The 17,225-nt window shown below is 55.2% G+C and carries 16 protein-coding genes; 7 read left to right on the top strand and 9 right to left on the bottom strand.

Features of this window, described 5'->3' with window-relative positions:
- Positions 1-28: 28 nt before the first annotated feature.
- The 4 genes from glnT to C1J03_RS14655 form a co-directional block, all read right to left on the bottom strand.
- A complete protein-coding gene (glnT, locus tag C1J03_RS14670; protein ID WP_114887271.1) occupies positions 29-1,357 on the bottom strand; it encodes a type III glutamate--ammonia ligase in 1,329 nt (442 codons plus the stop codon).
- A gap of 66 nt (positions 1,358-1,423) precedes the next feature.
- On the bottom strand, positions 1,424-2,767 hold the full coding sequence (locus tag C1J03_RS14665; RefSeq protein WP_114887270.1) for an FMN-binding glutamate synthase family protein: 1,344 nt from the start codon (positions 2,765-2,767) through the stop codon (positions 1,424-1,426).
- A gap of 9 nt (positions 2,768-2,776) precedes the next feature.
- Complete coding sequence (locus C1J03_RS14660) at positions 2,777-3,454, bottom strand: GXGXG domain-containing protein (RefSeq protein ID WP_114887269.1); 678 nt, start codon at positions 3,452-3,454, stop codon at positions 2,777-2,779.
- Positions 3,455-3,456: 2 nt separating this feature from the next.
- Positions 3,457-4,386, bottom strand: coding sequence for a class II glutamine amidotransferase (locus C1J03_RS14655; RefSeq protein WP_114889022.1), 930 nt, complete (start codon positions 4,384-4,386; stop codon positions 3,457-3,459).
- Between the two features lie 202 nt (positions 4,387-4,588).
- Here C1J03_RS14655 and C1J03_RS14650 point away from each other — a divergent pair, with 202 nt between their 5' ends.
- From C1J03_RS14650 to C1J03_RS14630, 6 genes are all read left to right on the top strand, one after another.
- Positions 4,589-6,001 carry an ammonium transporter gene (locus C1J03_RS14650; RefSeq protein WP_114887268.1) on the top strand — a complete coding sequence of 471 codons (1,413 nt, stop codon included), beginning with the start codon at positions 4,589-4,591 and terminating at the stop codon, positions 5,999-6,001.
- A 22-nt stretch (positions 6,002-6,023) separates the two neighbouring features.
- Entirely contained in the window at positions 6,024-6,194 is a 171-nt protein-coding gene (locus C1J03_RS25560) for a hypothetical protein (RefSeq protein ID WP_174234468.1), read from the top strand.
- A 154-nt stretch (positions 6,195-6,348) separates the two neighbouring features.
- A complete protein-coding gene (locus tag C1J03_RS14645) occupies positions 6,349-7,497 on the top strand; it encodes an aminomethyltransferase family protein (protein WP_114889021.1) in 1,149 nt (382 codons plus the stop codon).
- Positions 7,498-7,551: 54 nt separating this feature from the next.
- The gene (locus C1J03_RS14640) at positions 7,552-8,163 is read left to right on the top strand and encodes a dimethylamine monooxygenase subunit DmmA family protein (protein ID WP_114887267.1); all 612 of its coding nucleotides are present in this window, start codon (positions 7,552-7,554) and stop codon (positions 8,161-8,163) included.
- Positions 8,160-9,146 carry a PDR/VanB family oxidoreductase gene (locus tag C1J03_RS14635; protein ID WP_114887266.1) on the top strand — a complete coding sequence of 329 codons (987 nt, stop codon included), beginning with the start codon at positions 8,160-8,162 and terminating at the stop codon, positions 9,144-9,146. The genes C1J03_RS14640 and C1J03_RS14635 overlap by 4 nt, the downstream gene beginning before the upstream one ends.
- A complete protein-coding gene (locus tag C1J03_RS14630) occupies positions 9,143-10,210 on the top strand; it encodes a heme-dependent oxidative N-demethylase family protein (protein ID WP_114887265.1) in 1,068 nt (355 codons plus the stop codon). Before C1J03_RS14635 ends, C1J03_RS14630 begins: the two co-directional genes overlap by 4 nt.
- Positions 10,211-10,212: 2 nt before the next feature.
- Here C1J03_RS14630 and C1J03_RS14625 read toward each other — a convergent pair whose 3' ends face one another.
- A complete protein-coding gene (locus tag C1J03_RS14625; protein ID WP_114887264.1) occupies positions 10,213-10,869 on the bottom strand; it encodes a helix-turn-helix domain-containing protein in 657 nt (218 codons plus the stop codon).
- 97 nt (positions 10,870-10,966) lie between these two features.
- Here C1J03_RS14625 and C1J03_RS14620 point away from each other — a divergent pair, with 97 nt between their 5' ends.
- Positions 10,967-11,965 carry a GlxA family transcriptional regulator gene (locus C1J03_RS14620; RefSeq protein ID WP_254694048.1) on the top strand — a complete coding sequence of 333 codons (999 nt, stop codon included), beginning with the start codon at positions 10,967-10,969 and terminating at the stop codon, positions 11,963-11,965.
- Here the strand turns inward: C1J03_RS14620 and C1J03_RS14615 are convergent.
- The 4 genes from C1J03_RS14615 to C1J03_RS14600 are packed head-to-tail and all read right to left on the bottom strand — an operon-like array spanning position 11,962 to position 16,997.
- Complete coding sequence (locus C1J03_RS14615; protein WP_114887262.1) at positions 11,962-12,528, bottom strand: sarcosine oxidase subunit gamma; 567 nt, start codon at positions 12,526-12,528, stop codon at positions 11,962-11,964. The two genes, C1J03_RS14620 and C1J03_RS14615, sit on opposite strands and share 4 nt — an antisense overlap.
- Positions 12,521-15,466: a sarcosine oxidase subunit alpha family protein gene (locus tag C1J03_RS14610; protein WP_114887261.1), complete on the bottom strand. Its 2,946-nt coding sequence runs from the start codon at positions 15,464-15,466 to the stop codon at positions 12,521-12,523. Before C1J03_RS14610 ends, C1J03_RS14615 begins: the two co-directional genes overlap by 8 nt.
- Positions 15,463-15,747, bottom strand: a complete 285-nt coding sequence (locus C1J03_RS14605) for a sarcosine oxidase subunit delta (protein WP_114887260.1) — start codon at positions 15,745-15,747, stop codon at positions 15,463-15,465. Before C1J03_RS14605 ends, C1J03_RS14610 begins: the two co-directional genes overlap by 4 nt.
- On the bottom strand, positions 15,747-16,997 hold the full coding sequence (locus tag C1J03_RS14600) for a sarcosine oxidase subunit beta family protein (protein ID WP_114887259.1): 1,251 nt from the start codon (positions 16,995-16,997) through the stop codon (positions 15,747-15,749). Before C1J03_RS14600 ends, C1J03_RS14605 begins: the two co-directional genes overlap by 1 nt.
- Between the last annotated feature and the right edge of the window lie 228 nt (positions 16,998-17,225).

Here is a 17,225-nt window from a genome sequence, read left to right as displayed (position 1 = left end):
GGGCTTTGGATGGCGCAGTCTCACATCGCTAGATGTCGAGCGTATTGTCCTTTTCCCATTGGCTGAAATGCGAGGTGAAATCGTTCCATTCCTGCATTTTCATCTTCAGGTAAGCCGCAGAGAATTCCTCGCCCATGGACGCCTTCAAGCCTTCGTCCTTGTCATACTCACGCAACGCATCAAGCATGTTTAGGGGCAGTTTGGGCGCACCGCGCACTGTGTGACCTTCAGCGTACATGTCGATGTCGTGACGCTTGCCGGGATCTGCCTTTGAGCGGATGCCCGAGAGCCCCGCAGCAATGATGACGGCCTGCAACAGATAGGGATTTACGGCCCCGTCGGGCAGACGCAATTCAAACCGGCCGGGGGCAGGGACGCGCACCATATGCGTGCGGTTGTTGCCAGTCCATGTGACCGTGTTGGGGGCCCAGGTGGCTCCGGACATCGTGCGCGGTGCGTTGATGCGTTTGTAGCTGTTCACCGTTGGATTGGTGATCGCAGCAAGCGCTGACGCGTGTTTCATGATGCCGCCAAGGAAATGCTTGCCGCGCTCAGACAGACCCACTTCGCCGGTTTGCCCATCGCCTTCGCCCGCAAAGACGTTGACCTGCGATGCCTTGCCCGGTGCATCCCACACTGAGACATGCGCATGACAGCCATTGCCGGTCAGTCCTTCGATGGGTTTAGGCATAAAGGTCGCCCGCATCCCGTGCTTTTCGGCGACGCATTTGGTCATGAACTTAAAGAACGAATGCTTGTCTGCCGTTTTGAGCGCATCGTCGAAATCCCAGTTCATCTCCCACTGGCCATTCGCGTCCTCGTGGTCATTCTGGTAGGGGTTCCAACCCATCTCGAGCATATGATCCGAGATTTCACGGATCACATCGAGGCGTCGCATGAACGCCTGTTGATCGTAGCAAGGCTTGGCGGCGGTATCGAAAGGATCAGAGATCTGATCCCCGCCGGGTGTCAGCAAAAAGAACTCTGCTTCAATGCCTGTCTTGACGTGCATGCCCTCGCTCGCTGCCTCGTCGATCAGCTTGCACAAGACGTTGCGCGGTGCTTGATCAACAGGCTGACTTTCCATAACGCAGTTGGCCGGCACCCACGCAATGGTGCGGTCCCACGGCAGGATAATTACGGCGTCGGGGTCGGGGACGGCCAACATATCAGGATGGGCTGGTGTCAGATCAAGCCAAGTGGCAAACCCTGCAAACCCAGCACCGTCTTCTTGCATATCGGCAATGGCGCGTGCTGGAACCAGCTTGGCGCGTTGTCCGCCAAATAGGTCGGTGAAAGAGATCATGAAGTATTCTACGCCGTTGTCTTTGGCGAATTTGGCCAGATCTTTGGTCATGCTTTTTTCCCTGTCGTCTTTTATGCAAAGGGCGCGTGCTGTTTCCAGCCGCGCCCATTTTTGTATCTAGTAAGAAGTGCCCGGCTTGCCGGGGTACCAATCAGTGCCCGCCAGCGGGATTTTCGCCATTGCAGCGGCTTCCATGGTCAGCGCACACAGGTCTTCCGGCTCGAGGTTATGCAGATGGTTTTTGCCGCACGCCCTTGCAATCGTTTGGGCCTCTAGCGTCATGACCTTAAGGTAATTGTTCAACCGCCTGCCACCCTCGACGGGATCGAAACGCTTCATCAGCTCCGCGTCCTGCGTGGTAATGCCTGCGGGGTCTTTGCCCTCGTGCCAGTCATCATACGCGCCTGCTGTAGTGCCAAGTGCGTTGTATTCGGCTTCCCACTTGGGGTCATTGTCGCCCAATGCGATCAGCGCGGCGGTGCCGATGGCAACTGCGTCTGCGCCCATTGCCATCGCCTTGGCGACGTCTGCACCTGTGCGAATGCCGCCAGAGACGATCAGCTGAACTTCACGGTGCATACCGAGGTCCTGCAGCGCGCGAACGGCTTCGCGGATACACGCCAAGATCGGCTGACCAACGTTTTCGATGAACACATCCTGCGTCGCCGCCGTGCCGCCTTGCATGCCGTCCAGCACGACCACATCAGCGCCAGCTTTGATGGCGAGCGTGGTATCGAAATAAGGGCGTGCGCCGCCAATCTTGATGTAGATCGGCTTTTCCCAATTGGTGATTTCACGCAGCTCCATGATCTTGATCTCAAGATCGTCTGGGCCGGTCCAGTCAGGGTGACGGCACGCGGAGCGTTGGTCGATGCCTTTGGGCAGGTTGCGCATCTCTGCGACCCGGTCGCTGATTTTTTGTCCCAACAGCATGCCGCCACCGCCGGGCTTGGCACCTTGGCCGACAACGATCTCAATCGCATCGCAACGGCGCAAATCATCGGGGTTCATGCCATAGCGCGAGGGCAGGTACTGATAGATCAGCTTGTTGGAATGGCCGCGTTCTTCTTCGGTCATGCCGCCATCACCGGTCGTTGTTGATGTACCAGCAAGCGTCGCACCACGACCCAGAGCTTCTTTTGCGCCCCCAGATAGGGCCCCAAAGGACATGCCAGCAATTGTCACTGGAATATCAAGCTGAATAGGGTTCTTGGCAAAACGGGTGCCAAGGGTCACGGAGGTTTCGCACTTCTCCCGGTAGCCTTCGAGGGGATACCGAGAAATCGATGCGCCAAGAAACAGCAAATCATCGAAATGAGGGAGCTTACGTTTGGCTCCGCCACCGCGGATATCATAAATTCCAGTGGCCGCCGCACGGCGGATTTCAGCATTGACCGGATTGCTGAAGGTTGCCGATTGGATCGGCGTCGTGCGCGGTGCGCCCGGGGCGTCGTCTTTCATAGCAGCCTCCTAGTATGCATTATCAATGTTAAAAGTGTAGAGTTCGCGGGCAGAACCATAGCGTTTGAATTCGGACGCCTTGGCGTCACAGCCGCCGCGCTCCAGCAACTCGGTCAGCAGTTCGATATGTTCGGGTCGCATCTCTTTCTCGATACAATCAGCGCCGAGTGATTTAACCGAACCGCGCACAAAAAGCTTGGCTTCATAAAGGCTGTCACCCAAGGCGTCTCCCGCATCTCCGCAGACCACCATATTGCCTGATTGCGCCATGAAGGCGGACATATGCCCGATGTTGCCATGCACAATAATGTCGATACCCTTCATCGAAATACCACAGCGCGACGAAGCATTGCCTTTGATGATCAAGGTGCCGCCATTGCCAGTCGCGCCGGCATATTGCGATGCATCGCCTTCGATTAAGACGGTGCCAGACATCATGTTTTCCGCAACGCCGGGACCCGCAGAGCCATGAACATGCACAGTCGCCTGTTTGTTCATGCCACCGCAGTAGTACCCAGTCGAACCTTTGACATTCACTTCAATCGGCGCGTCGAGCCCCACAGCAATCGCGTGGCTGCCCTTGGGATTCACGATTTCCCAGGCCGTCTGATTGGTATCTTTGGCTTGCGCGTGGAGTGTTGTGTTAAGCGCGCGCAAGCCCTGCGCTTCGAGGTCGAATGATTGCATGCTCAGGCTGCCTTTTCGGACGCTGTGGGGGCCGCATTCTGGCTCCAGAAATAGACAGTGGCGGGTTCCGGCTCCCAGACGCGGGCTTCGTCAATACCCGGCAGATTGACCAGCGCGCGGTATTCTGACCCAAAGGCAACGTATTGATCGGTTTCGGCCATGACGGCAGGCTTGCATGCGATAGGGTCGCGGACAACTCCAAAGCCGTCTTTCGTGCCGACAACAAATGTGAAAAAGCCATCGAGATCATCCAGGCTGGATTGCAGCGCCTCGCCAAGGGTCGATCCGGTTTGCATCTTCCATGTCAGGTAGGCGGCACCGACCTCTGTATCGTTTTCAGTCTCAATATGAACACCAAGTCGGCGCAGCTTGCGACGCAGCGAATTGTGATTGGAAAGCGAACCATTGTGCACAAGGCATTGATCCACGCCGGTGTTAAATGGATGCGCGCCCATTGTTGTCACAGCTGATTCGGTTGCCATGCGGGTATGGCCAATGCCATGGGTGCCGCTCATTGAGCTCAGATCAAATCTTTCTGCCACATTTTTAGGCAAACCGACTTCTTTATAGATTTCCAGTGTCTCGCCATGGCTCATCACCCGAACATTTGGGCGCAAATCGGTGAGTGCAACACGGGCGACAGGGATCTGCGCGTTCGACATTTCAAGGACCGCGTGGGTGTCCTTTGCCCGGATCGATACGTTGGTGCCAATCTTGGCCGCTAGGTCCTTTTCCAGCGAAGCAAAGTCCTGCTGGGGGGTGTCCGACTGCACAGTCAACTTGCCGGTTCCTGATGTTTCAGAACCATAAATTGCAATGCCCGCACTGTCCGGGCCGCGGTCCGTCATGGTGATCAGCATCTCAGTGAGCATGCTTCCCAGATGTGGTTCCAAGGAGGGGTCCTTGAGAAAAAGTCCAACAATTCCGCACATAAAATGTGCCTCCTCCACGTCATGTTTCACCGACTCAAACGCTACCACTGAATTTTTCAGCACTCAACCCGCATGAAACTATTTTTCATGTCATTCAAAAAAATGGTAGCCAGAACGCCGTTCCCATGTTTCATTTCGACCAACGCTGCGGGTGTCGTTCGATGCGATGCGGGGTTCAAAGCATAAAAACGGAGGTTATGACGTGGAAGAACAAATTGCAGAACTGGTCGCTAAGGTGGCTGAGCTTGAGGGGGTAGGCGCTGCCGCGGCGGTAACAAATAAAATGTTCGCCGAGACATTTTACTACCTGACTATTCCACTGATGATTATCATCCACGCCGGTTTTCTTGCTTATGAAATGGGTGCATCGCGGCTCAAGAACGTGTTGTCCTCTGGCGTAAAGAATATCCTCGCCTTTGCATTCATGATCCCGACTTTCTACTTCTTTGGTTGGTGGGTCTATTGGGGTTTCCCAACAGGTATTCCCGGCGCGCCCGGACCTGCAGGTATTTCTGGCATTGAATACGCGAACTCCATCGCATTGGGCTGGGGCGAAAGCGCGCAATACATGGGACCAAACATCGCAGATCAGGCATCTGGCGTGTTCTTTGGTGCCTTTGCGCTCTTTGCCGCAACAACAGCGTCCATCATGTCCGGTGCTGTCATCGAGCGGATCCAGACTGTGGGCTTTGTAATCCTTGCAATCGTGCTGGGTTCCTTTGCTTGGGTTGTCGCTGCTGCTTGGGGCTGGCACGCAGATGGCTGGCTGGTCACGAAATTTGGTGTGCATGACTTTGGCGCAGCCGGGTTGGTCCATGCGGTCGCGGGTTTCTTTGCACTTGGTGTATTGATCAACCTTGGACCACGGATCGGCAAGTTCAACTCTGACGGATCTGCCAACCATATCGCTGGTCACAACATGCCGTTGACCGTTACTGGGTTGATGCTGATCATTGTCGGTTTCTGGGGTTTCTTGATGGCCTGTGTGATTGTACCGGGCGAAGGTTGGAGCTGGTTTGCTGATAAGCCTGCAACCATCTATGGCACGCCGATTACGCTTTCTGCGCTGTCCTTCAACATCCTAATGGCGATCGCTGGTGGCATCATTGGCGCATGGTTGCTGACACGTGATCCGTTCTGGATGATGTCTGGCGCACTTGCCGGGATCATCTCAACGGCGTCGGGTCTGGATATCTACTTTCCCGCAATGGCGTTCATCATCGCCTTCTCTGCAGGTATCATCCTGAAGCCTTGTGCGGATTGGCTCGAAAGACGGGGTATCGACGACGCGGTAGGCGCGGTGACCGTTCACGGTACCATCGGTCTTTATGGTGTGGTGATGTTGGGTGTCTGGGGGGCGGGTTTCCCCGCACTCCAAGGTGCCGCGGGCGAAGCGCCGACTATCAATCTGATGGGTCAGATCATCGGTGCGGTTGTGTTCTTCTTGGTTGGATTTGTACCTGGATATGCGGTCTCTTATGTCCTCAAGATGTTGGGCATGTTGCGCATCCCGCGTGGTGCTGAACTTGCAGGTATGGACATGGTTAAGGTGCCAGCTGAGGGATATCCCGAAGGCATTCCCGCACCAGCGATGAACCTCTCACCGGGTGAATAATTTAGCTTAGAAGGAGAATGATATGTTTCCATACGATGAAGCCAGCTGGTCCGCAGTGGACGGTGCGATGTTCATGGGGTGGGGCGGTTCACTGCCCGGGATCGCCACGTTTGTTGCCGCAGCGATCTGTGTTGCGGTGCTGATCTACGGTCAGCGCACGGAAAAAGCGAAAACTGCGCAATACGACAAGTAATTGGCGCGAAATGAGAGGGGCCGCATCGTTGCGGCCCCTTTGTCATGTCCATTAAATTGCCTGACAGGAAAAAAAGTTGCACAGAATTCTTGCTTTTTGACCTTCACTCAGGCTGAATATGGACAACAAGAAATATAAAGACGGGGAAGATAACATGGCCATCTTATGGAGACATTCTGTACTTGGAGCGCGTCACGCTGCAATCGGCGGAGAGCTTGAAGATTGGAACGGCATGGGAACTGCGTGGTTCTATGATCATACGCCTGAACGCGCAAAAGCCGACTATGAAGCAATACGGACCAAGGCCGGTCTCATGGATGTGTCTGGCCTGAAAAAGGTGCACTTGGTTGGCCCCGATGCTGCTTATGTGATTGACCGTGTTACAACGCGTAATGTCGAAAAGATCGCTCCGGGTCGTTCAACATACGCCTCGATCCTCAACAGCGAGGGTAAGTTCATTGATGATTGCATCATCTACCACCTGAATGTGAACCAATGGATGGTCGTTCATGGAACCGGAACAGGGATGGAGCAGCTGACATCAGTCGCCGCCGGCAAAAACTGTGCGGTTCTGTTTGATGATGACCTGCACGATATGTCCCTTCAGGGTCCCGTCGCAGTAGATTTTCTGGCCAAACATGTCGATGGAATTCGCGATCTGGCCTATTTCGGCCTGATGCATACGCGGCTCTTTGGGCGTGATGTGATGCTGTCACGCACCGGGTACACGGGCGAACGGGGCTACGAGATATTTGTGCGGGCAAAAGATGCCTGTCACGTGTGGGACAATATCCTATCTGAGGGCGCGGATATGGGTATCCGTCCGGTGCAATTCTCGACGCTCGATCTGTTGCGCACAGAAAGCTATTTGCTGTTCTATCCAGGTGACAATTCAGAAACCCATCCCTTTGAAGACGGAATGCCTTGCGGCGACACGATCTGGGAACTGGGTCTGGAGTTCACAGTATCCCCGGGCAAAACGGGTTTCATCGGCGCGGAAAATCACTATGCACTGGAAGGCAAGGAACGTTTCAAGATCTACGGCGTGCGTCTGGATGGGACAGTCCCCGCGGACGAAGGTGCGGATCTGATGCAAGACGGTAAGAAAGTCGGCGTTGTGACCTTTGGCATGTATTCAGAGCTTAACAAACACAACGTTGGCATCGCCCGTATGCCCAAAGCTTGTGCCACACCCGGCGTCAAGCTGACGGTCCAAAATGGCGACGGCACACAGATTGCCTGCGTCACCGAAGAGATGCCATTCTATGACAAGGAAAAGAAAATCCGCGCAGCCAAAGGTTGAAGCGGGCGGCGCGCACATCTGCGGTGCGCGCCTTCTTTGGACAAAAGGACTGCTATGTCGACATTTGAATTCCCGCCCTCAATTATCAGCCGTCCGGTCTACGGCAAACTTGCTGCGCGCGCTGGTAAACACCATCTGATGATTGCAGATGCCGAAGGGGCCGAAGCGATTTTGGACATCGCGACGCCAGACCTGATGGCAAAAACCCACGTCATTTATATCCCTGGCAGCGCTGATTTTACTGACGAGCTGCGTAGCCTAAAACCCGCGCAATTCTATCAGGGCCCCAGCTATGCGGCTGCAGCCAGCCGTATTCGACATGTTCTGCAAAACGCCCACATGGGGGTGCAAATCTATCTTGCGGGCACCGAGGGGTTGATGGGGCAGGCGCAACACGAAGCGATGCATGCAGGATTTCCGCATACCGCGATCCAGACAGAGCACCGCGGATCAACGGCGCGGCGTATGCAATGCGTGCATTGCAAAGGCATCACCGAAGACGTGGAAACTGATCCCTTCCAATGCGCCCACTGCGGTCTGAACCTGTTTGTGCGCGATCACTACTCGCGGCGCTTGGCCGCCTATCAGGGGGTCTGCATTGATGCAGAAGACCCCGGAAATGTCCCCGCACAAAAAGGGATTTACGCCCAAGGAGCTGACGAATGAGCGCCGCCCCACAAAAAGCCAAACCCGGTGCCGAAAAGATCGACGTCCATGTCAGCGCAGTTGTTCCTGTGAATGATCTGGTCACCCGATTTGAATTCAAGCGCCGCGACGGGGGCCTCTTTCCACCGTTTTCCGGCGGTGCCCACACGGTTGTTGAAATGCGCGACGGCGAGCGCACACGGCTCAATCCTTATTCGCTCATGTCCGATCCGTCTGACCGCAACTCCTACGCGATTTCCGTAAGACGTGATGATCAGGGACGAGGTGGATCGCTGTTTATGCATCGCAACGTAAAGGCTGGCGACGAGATGGTAATCACCTATCCGGTGAACCTGTTTTCGCTGGATTTACGGGCCAAGAAACACATCTTTTTTGCAGGTGGCATCGGGATTACGCCCTTTATGTCGATGATTGCGCAGATGGAGCGGACAGGCGGTAATTGGGAACTGCACTACGCGTGTCGTTCCCCGGAGCTTGGCAGCTATGTTGATGTTCTAAGATACAAATATCCCAACAAGGTTCACGTCTATTACGACAACGAGAACCAGGCCATCGACCTAGAAGGGCTGTTGGACGGTCAGCCTTTGGGTACGCATGCGTATGTTTGTGGCCCCAAAGGGATGATCAACTGGATCCACGCGACAGCGACTGACGCAGGATGGCCAAACAATCATGTGCACTCCGAAGAGTTTCTGGCCCCTGAGCCCGGCGCACCCTTTCAGGTCCGCCTGTGCAAATCGGACAAGACAATCACCGTGGGCGAAAACGAAAGCTTGTTGGAAGCGATCGAGCGGGCAGGGGTCGAGGCCCCGTTTCTGTGCCGCGGTGGGTCTTGCGGGCAATGCGAAACAGATGTGATTGCAGCGGACGGCACGTTTGTTCACCGCGACCACTGGCTTGATGACGAAGAACATGCATCGGGCAAAAAAATCATGCCCTGCGTTAGCCGCTTTGTCGGTGCATCCTTGGAGTTGGACAGATGACCCTTCAATTTAACGACGAGACCTTCCGGGACGATTATTCGTTTCACAACTCTGACTGGGCGATCAAACGCTTTCCGTTTCCGTTCCACGAAGACAGCTACATGTACTCCGTCAACATGGAGCAGCACAGAGGTGGCCCAGAAGGGTCGATCTATGAAAAGCGTTTTGATGTAGATGAGCATTACGTGGCCGAAATGCGGGATCGCGCCATGGTTCTGGCCGATGATCCGCTTCGGTGTCAATCGCTGCCGCATATGACACTTGCGGGCTGGGATCTGCTTGAGTTGATCATGGTGTCCAAATCTGAGGATTACCCGGACCATTTCGAACTGCACCGTGATGGGGACAACTGGCGCTGGGTTAACAAGCCGTTGGGCATCGATGACACGTTTACGTTTCTCGACGAGGCAACATTGCCTTGTGGCCCGATGGAATACATCACGCGGCAGGCACAGGGTGATTTCTGTGTTCTGGATCAACGTGAAGATAACCTGTGGATGGATGCAGGCATGGTCACGACCCAAGCCGATTGGAGCCTTGATTTCGACCTTGGTATGAACTTCTTTGAATGGCACGCGCCGGTGCCGCTTGCCCATGAAAAGGGCATTTTTATTCGAGCGCTCAAGTTCCTTTTGAACGTCCAGCAGGGCGCGCCAGCTCGGCGGCTGAACTGGACGATGACGGTCAATCCTTTGCTGGATACCAGCCCGGAAAACTATCACAAATGGGGCATTCAGAAAACATCTGTCACGCCTGAAAACATCGGCACAAAACAGCACCTGAGGGTCGAGTTACAGACGTTCTTCCGGCTACCGCGGTCAAATGCGTTGGTGTTTCCGATCCGGTGTTACCTGTGCAGCTTTGATGATCTGATGAGCATGCCCAAATGGGGTCGCCGTCTGCACCGTGTGATACGCGATCTGCCCGAAGAGCTTGCCACCTACAAAGGGTTCATCGACAACCGCCCAATGATGTTGGACTACCTGTCAAAATTCGATGACGGGCAGCCGACTTCACCGGGTGTTTTTTCCAACTCTGACACAGAGCCGCCTTTGCAAAAGTAAGCTCAGGCGTTCTGTGGGTAACTGATGATCGAGATGTATTTTGCGGGCAATGTCTTCAGTTTTTCCGGTCCGTGCGGCGCGTCAGCATCAAAGAATAACGTATCGCCGGGTTCAAGTGCGTGGACATGGTCACCGTGACGATAATCAACTTCGCCTTCGAGCATGTAGATCGTCTCAATGCCACCATGCTGAAACGTCGGGAAAATATCGGATTCAGCATCCAGCGTGATCAGGTACGGCTCGACAATAACGCCAGATGCGTTTGATCCAATATGTCCCAAGAGCCGATATTGGTGGTTCGCGCGCGTGCCTTCGCGGGCCGTCTCTACGCCCTCGCCGGATTTGGTGTGAACCGCTTGCCGCTTTTCTTCAAACCGGCGGAAAAAACTAGTCAAAGGGACGGAGAGCGCATTGGCCAAAGTCTGCAGCGTCGTAAGAGAGGGCGACGTATTGCCGTTCTCGATCTTGGACAGCATGCCGATTGAGAGGCCCGTCAGCCCAGCAAGCTCAGCCACGGTGATCTCTTGTTGGCGTCGAAACGCACGGACTTCGCGGCCAATCGCGACTTCGAGAACTTTCTCACGGTCGCCTTCGCGTGTGCGGTGCGGATCTTGTGTGAGCTTTGGTACGACTGTGGGCAATTCTTCTTTGATATTCATAGCTGCGCCTTCTAAGTACCCAAGCTTGGGCAAACAATTCTGTTCGTGCTAACTTTGCCCCCATTGTATGTCAAATTTTCCTAATGGGGCAAATAAGTTGCATAAGAGTAAAATCATCCAGATTGGGTTTTTGATCTCGCCGGATTTTCCGATGGCGTGTTTGACGTCCATGATTGAACCTTTGCGCGCTGCAAACGAAATTGCGGGCACCACCAGCTTTGGGTGGAGCCTGATTTCGGAGCAGGGGACCAAGGTCGTCTCAAGTGCTGGGGTTAGCTTTGAGCCGGATATTTCGTTGAAGGACGTCAGTGGTGTCGATCTTTTGATCCTTCTCAGCAGTCCGGTCAGCAAATTTGCAAACCCAAAGAGTGCGCACGGCGTGCTGCGTTCATTGGACCGGCAGGGCGTTATCCTTGGGGGCGTCAGTGGAGGAGTCTTTCCGCTGGTGCGGGCTGGCGTGATGGAAGGCCACCGGTGCTCGGTTCATTGGTGCTATGAGGCGGCCTTTCGAAGTGAGTTCCCAACAATAGAAGCAGTGGATGAGGTCATCGTGCAAGATGGGCGGCGCTATACCGTTTCTGGCGCTGCGGCGGCATTTGATCTGGCATTGCAGCTTATTGATGATGAGTTGGGCGTGGACATCGCAAACGAGGTGGCGTGTTGGTTCCAGCATCCCATGACGGCTGCAAAGGGTGTCAAGCAAAGGGTCCCTATCCAGACGAACGACAATGGCGCACTGCCAGATTTGGTCGGCCGGGCCGTCAGCCTGTTTTCCGAAGACCTGTCCAATCCGATCTCAGTAGCTGAAGTTGCGTTGCGCCTAGGTGTCACACCCCGGCAAGTTGAACGCGCATTCAAAAAGGCGACGGGGCAAAATCCAACGCATTATTACCGGGCGATGCGCATGAAGATTGCCCGCCAGCTGGTGCAGCACTCAAGTGAAAGCATTGCACAGATTGCATTTGCGGTGGGATACGCCACATCGACCCCGCTGATCGCGCATTACAAACATGCCTTTGGTGTCACGCCGCATCAGGACCGGACGCAAATCAACGCCTTTAGGGTTTTGGGGAGCGCGCCCGTTCCGTCGACCTAAAGAGCCGATTTCATGGCTGTCACGATCGCATGGTGCAGTGAACCTGCGGATGCGCGTGGGCCCAAAATACGCACGAAACCACCCGGATCGCCGCACACGACAAAGCAGCCTAGATGATGAATAGACGTCCGCTGGGCATCGCCGCTTTGCATTGCACGTATGTTGATATTACACAGCAATTCCATCACCGGAACGATCCCTTGGCCACTAAGATCAAAGCAGCACCAGGCGTCGGATTGCTCTGTAACCGAAGCTGTGGTGCCAAGCTTTGATTTGACGATATCAGCCAAAAGTTCTCCGGCCGCGTCGTCACCTCCGATCATCCACTGCTCCGGCCCCATCCAAACAGCTGAGTAAAGTTGGGATAAGACGGCTTTTGCTGGACCGGGCGCATCTGTTCCCAGAAACGCGCGTAGCTTTTTTCCGCACGCCGCTTCTTGCCCCAACCGAGCAGCCACTGAGGCTAATGCAAGGGTGGTCACTTCGTGGCAGCTAAGGGTGCCAACGGTATCGACGCGTGGTTCTGCAGCGCCTAGGGCCGTTATAGGCTGTAAATCATGCACGTTGGCGTTCTCCATCTGGATCAACAAAATGCGGGGAAACAACTTCTACGGCGATGGTCGAATTCGTGACGGGTGATGTAATTCGCATCTGTTCACCCAGCCGGTTTGCGCCATCCTTGATAAATGCCAAGCCGATCATTGAGCCCGAACTCGGCGAATAGCAGGCGGATGTGACGTAGCCCTGATCGGTGGCTGCGGTCATTTCGCCGTCTTTGGCCATCAAATGCCCACCTGCGGTTACCTTATCGGACGGATCCAGCGGCCTGACCCCAACAAGGTTGAGCGCGCCTTCCTCGTTCAATCCGGAGCGCTCAGACAGTTTCGATCCGATGCTGTCTTTTGCCTTGGACACCATGCGCCCCAAGCCTAGGTTCAGCGCGGTTGTGGTACCGTTTAGCTCATTGCCCGCCGCGTGGCCTTTTTCGATCCGCATGACGCCCAAGGCTTCGGTGCCATATGGCACGACGCCAAATTCCTCGCCCTCTGACATCAACTTGCGCATCAATGCGTCGCCGTAGCGAGAAGGGACCGCAATTTCAAAGGCAAGCTCGCCAGAGAAGGATATCCGAAAGAGCCGCGCGCGCAGCCCGCCACAGGCAGTAATGTTGGCGCATGCCATGAAGGGAAAGCCCTCATTGCTGAGGTCGAATTCCGCATCCACGATTTTTTGCAAAAGTGCGCGCGAATTTGGTCCGGCAACGGCGTATTGCGCCCAAGCTTCGGTCGTCGAAATCAACTGCACATCCAAATCCGGAAACAGACATTGGCGCACAAATTCCATGTGTTGGTAGACGCGCCCGGCGTTGGCCGTTGTGGTTGTGATTACAAAATGATCCTCTGCCATCCGGGCCGCGGTGCCGTCGTCCATGGCAATCCCGTCTTCGCGCAACATCAGACCATACCGAACTTTACCAACAGTAAGCTTGGCAAATCCGTTGCAATAGACCTTGTTGAGAAACGCAGCTGCATCCGTGCCTTGGACGTCGATCTTGCCCAAGGTCGTACAATCACAAACGCCAACAGATGCACGGGTTTGCTGGACTTCGCGGTCCACGCTTTCTCGCCAATGGGTCTCATGGGGCAGGGGGAACCACTGCGCCCGTAGCCAATTGCCAACTTCAACAAACACAGCACCGCGTTCTTTCGCCCAAAAATGCGAAGGCGTCAGTCGCGTCGGATGGAATTCTTGACCGCGCATCCTGCCTGCCAAGGCACCAATGGCTGTCGGCGTATAGGGCGGGCGGAATATGGTGGTGCCAACTTCAGGGATCGATTTTCCGGCCAACTCGGCCATCACGGCCAGACCGCCCATATTGGATGTCTTGCCCTGATCTGTCGCCATGCCCAATGTGGTATAGCGTTTAAGGTGCTCGACGGAGCGAAACCCTTCTTGATGGGACAGTTTCACGTCTTTGACAGTGACGTCGTTTTGCTGGTCGAGCCAAGCGCGTGAGGCCCCTTGAACATACCAAAACGGGGTTTGCACGATGGGCGTATCCTCAGCTTTTGGAACAGCGGGCGCTCTGCCCTTGATCCCAAGTGCCTTGCGGGCCGCGGAAATGCCGGATTTGAGTGCCGCGTGGGTTGAAAACTGACCGTTCGCAGATCCAGCGACGGACATGCCGGGGGGCAGGGTGCCGCCCGGGACAAACGCCGCCACATCTTCATTCCAAGCAGGTCGACCCCGTTGATGGCACGTTAGCTGCACATTTGGGTTCCACCCGCCTGAGACGCCTAAAGCGCCACATTCAATGGTGCGCAAGCTACCATCGGCCTGGAGTACTTCAACAAAGCTTAAGCCCAACCGCCCTTTGGTATCGATAACCTGCGCGCCTTTTAAAACCTGACAATGATCTGACCTTGGCGCATCTGGCCGAGTGTCGATTACGGCAGCGATTTCAACGCCTTTGGCCATCAGGTCATCGGCAGTGCGGTGGCCGTCGTTATTGTTGGTAAAGATCGCAATGCGCCCCGCAGGCGTCGCCGCCCACCTGTTTGCATAACTGCGCAGCGCGCCTGCCAGCAGAATGCCGGGACGATCGTTGTTTTCAAATGCGATGGGCCGCTCTGTCGCGCCCGCAGCAAGGATCGTCTTGCACGCATAGATACGCCAAAGGATTTGACGAGGTTTGCCCGCTTCAGGTGTGTGGAGGTGGTCTGAAACCCGTTCCACCGCACCGTATGTGCCATGATCAAATGCCCCGATTACTGTTGTTCGGGTCATCAGCCGCACGGTTGGCAGGCTGCTCAGTTCAGCCAAAATCCCGGCCGCCCAATCGGCACCCGGCATACCCGCGACACTAAAAGTTTCGCTATTGAGGCGTCCGCCCATGCGGAAATCTTCGTCCGCCAGAATAACGTCATGCCCTGCGCGACCCGCAGTCAATGCCGCCATAAGGCCAGCGGGCCCCGCACCAATCACCAAGAGGTCGCAATGGCGGAACCCTTTGTCATACGTGTCGGGGTCTTCTTTCATCGAAAGTGAGCCCAACCCCGCAGCCTTGCGAATGATCGGCTCATAGATTTTTTCCCAGAAGGCGGCAGGCCACATGAAGGTCTTGTAGTAAAACCCAGCCGTCAGGAAATTCGAAAACCGGTCATTGATCGACAGCGCATCAAACGAAAGGCTTGGCCAACGGTTTTGGGATTTTGCTTCTAGACCATCATATAATTCGGCGGTGGTCGCGCGTGTGTTGGGTTCTTGTCGTGCCCCGCCGCGCAGCTCCACCAGAGCATTCGGCTCCTCAGAACCAGCAGAAAGTGGCCCGCGTGGCCGGTGATATTTGAAGGACCGGCCCATTAGGCGCACATTATTGGCCAAGAGCGCTGAGGCCAGCGTATCCCCAGCGAAGCCCTGATAGGATTTGCCATCAAATGTGAAGTTCAGCGGTGTGTCGCGATCAATCTGACCGCCACTTAGTCGGTTCTTGTTGCTCATGAGCTGCGCCCCATTTTGCGCGCGACATCGCGGGCGATCTCGACGGATGTAATTTCATGGGTCATGGTGTTGCGCGTCACAACCAGCCAAGACCGGTCACCGCCCTCATGCCACCATAGCTCGCGGTGCAGCCCTGCAGGGTTGTCGCGCAAATACCCGTACTCGTACCAGTCCTCGGGCGACGCGGTTTCGGGATCAGGGCGATCGATCAGTTCAGCATCGCCAAGATACACAAATTCGGCACTATCACGCGGGCCAAGCAGGGGGTGATTGATAATCATCAGTGCAAATTGGGCTGATTGCCCATCCCTTTTTCATCGATCATGTGACCGGTCTTAAACCGGTCAAAACGGTAGGCTGTCGCCGTTTCATGGGGCGTGTCGCGCGCCAGAAGATGTGCAAACACATGACCCGAGGCAGGCGTTGCCTTGAACCCGCCATAGCACCAACCCCCATTGAAATAGAGGCCTTCGATGTCAGTGCGGTCAATGATCGGGGATCCATCCATCGACATGTCCATGATGCCGCCCCACATCCGCAACAGGCGTGCACGGCCAATCATTGGCATGATTGCCATCCCACCTTCGCAGACGTCCTCGACCACGGGTAGGTTGCCGCGTTGCGCGTAGGAATTATACCCGTCGATATCGCCGCCAAACACCAAGCCGCCCTTGTCAGATTGGCTGACATAGAAGTGACCCGCGCCAAAGGTTATCACGCCGGGTAACACGGGCTTTAGACCTTCAGACACGAACGCTTGCAGGACGTGGCTTTCAATAGGGAGCCGCATGCCTGCCATCGACATTAACCGGCCAGAATTCCCGGCGACCGCGCAGCCCACCTTGTTGGCTCCAATGAAACCTTTGGATGTTTCGACCCCGTGGCATTTGCCGTTCTCAATACGAAAGCCGGTCACTTCGCAGTTCTGGATAATGTCCACGCCCTTGCTGTCTGCCGCACGGGCATAGCCCCAGGCGACAGCATCGTGACGCACGGTGCCACCACGCCGCTGCGCGAGGCCGCCCTTAATCGGAAACCGTGCATCATCAAAATTGAGGAAAGGGTATTCGCGCTTGATGGCCGCCACATCCAAATACTCAGCGTCAGCGCCATTGAGCATCATTGCATTGCCGCGCCGGATGAATGCGTCCCGCTGGGCGTCTGAATGGATGAGGTTCATGATGCCACGTTGGCTGACCATGGCGTTGTAATTGATGTTTTGCTCCAGCCCTTCCCAGAGCTTGAGCGAGAATTCATAAAACGGCTCATTGCCATCCAGCATGTAATTGGACCGAATGATCGTGGTGTTGCGCCCGACGTTGCCGCCGCCAATCCAACCTTTTTCGATGACCGCTACTTTGTGTTGGCCGTAAACGGATGCAAGGTAATGCGCAGTCGCCAGTCCATGCCCGCCACCACCGATGATGATGATGTCATAGTGGGGTTGCGGCTCAGGATCGCGCCACGCAGGCGTCCAGCCTTTGTGGCCGGTCAAAGCCTCTTTTATAACCTTTAAGCCGGAATAGCGCATGAAATCGGACCCTCCGTTGGGCAAATCATATTAAATACAGGGATAATGTCCCTCTCAAACCCGACCTATCACCCTTTGAATCGGACCTACTATCAAGTTTTTGGCAAGATGTGGCTGGCTTTGATGTATCTTGTTAAGAAAAAAACTTGATTGAAGGGAAAATCCTGCAAGACTGTACACCATGGAGCACGATTGGGATTTTGAGGAATCAGTTGATCTTTCGGCGCG

This window comes from Sulfitobacter sp. SK012, assembly GCF_003352085.1.
GTDB lineage: Bacteria > Pseudomonadota > Alphaproteobacteria > Rhodobacterales > Rhodobacteraceae > Sulfitobacter.
The sequence above is the reverse complement of the archived record's forward strand: the minus strand, read 5'-3'. Positions and strand labels throughout refer to the sequence as shown.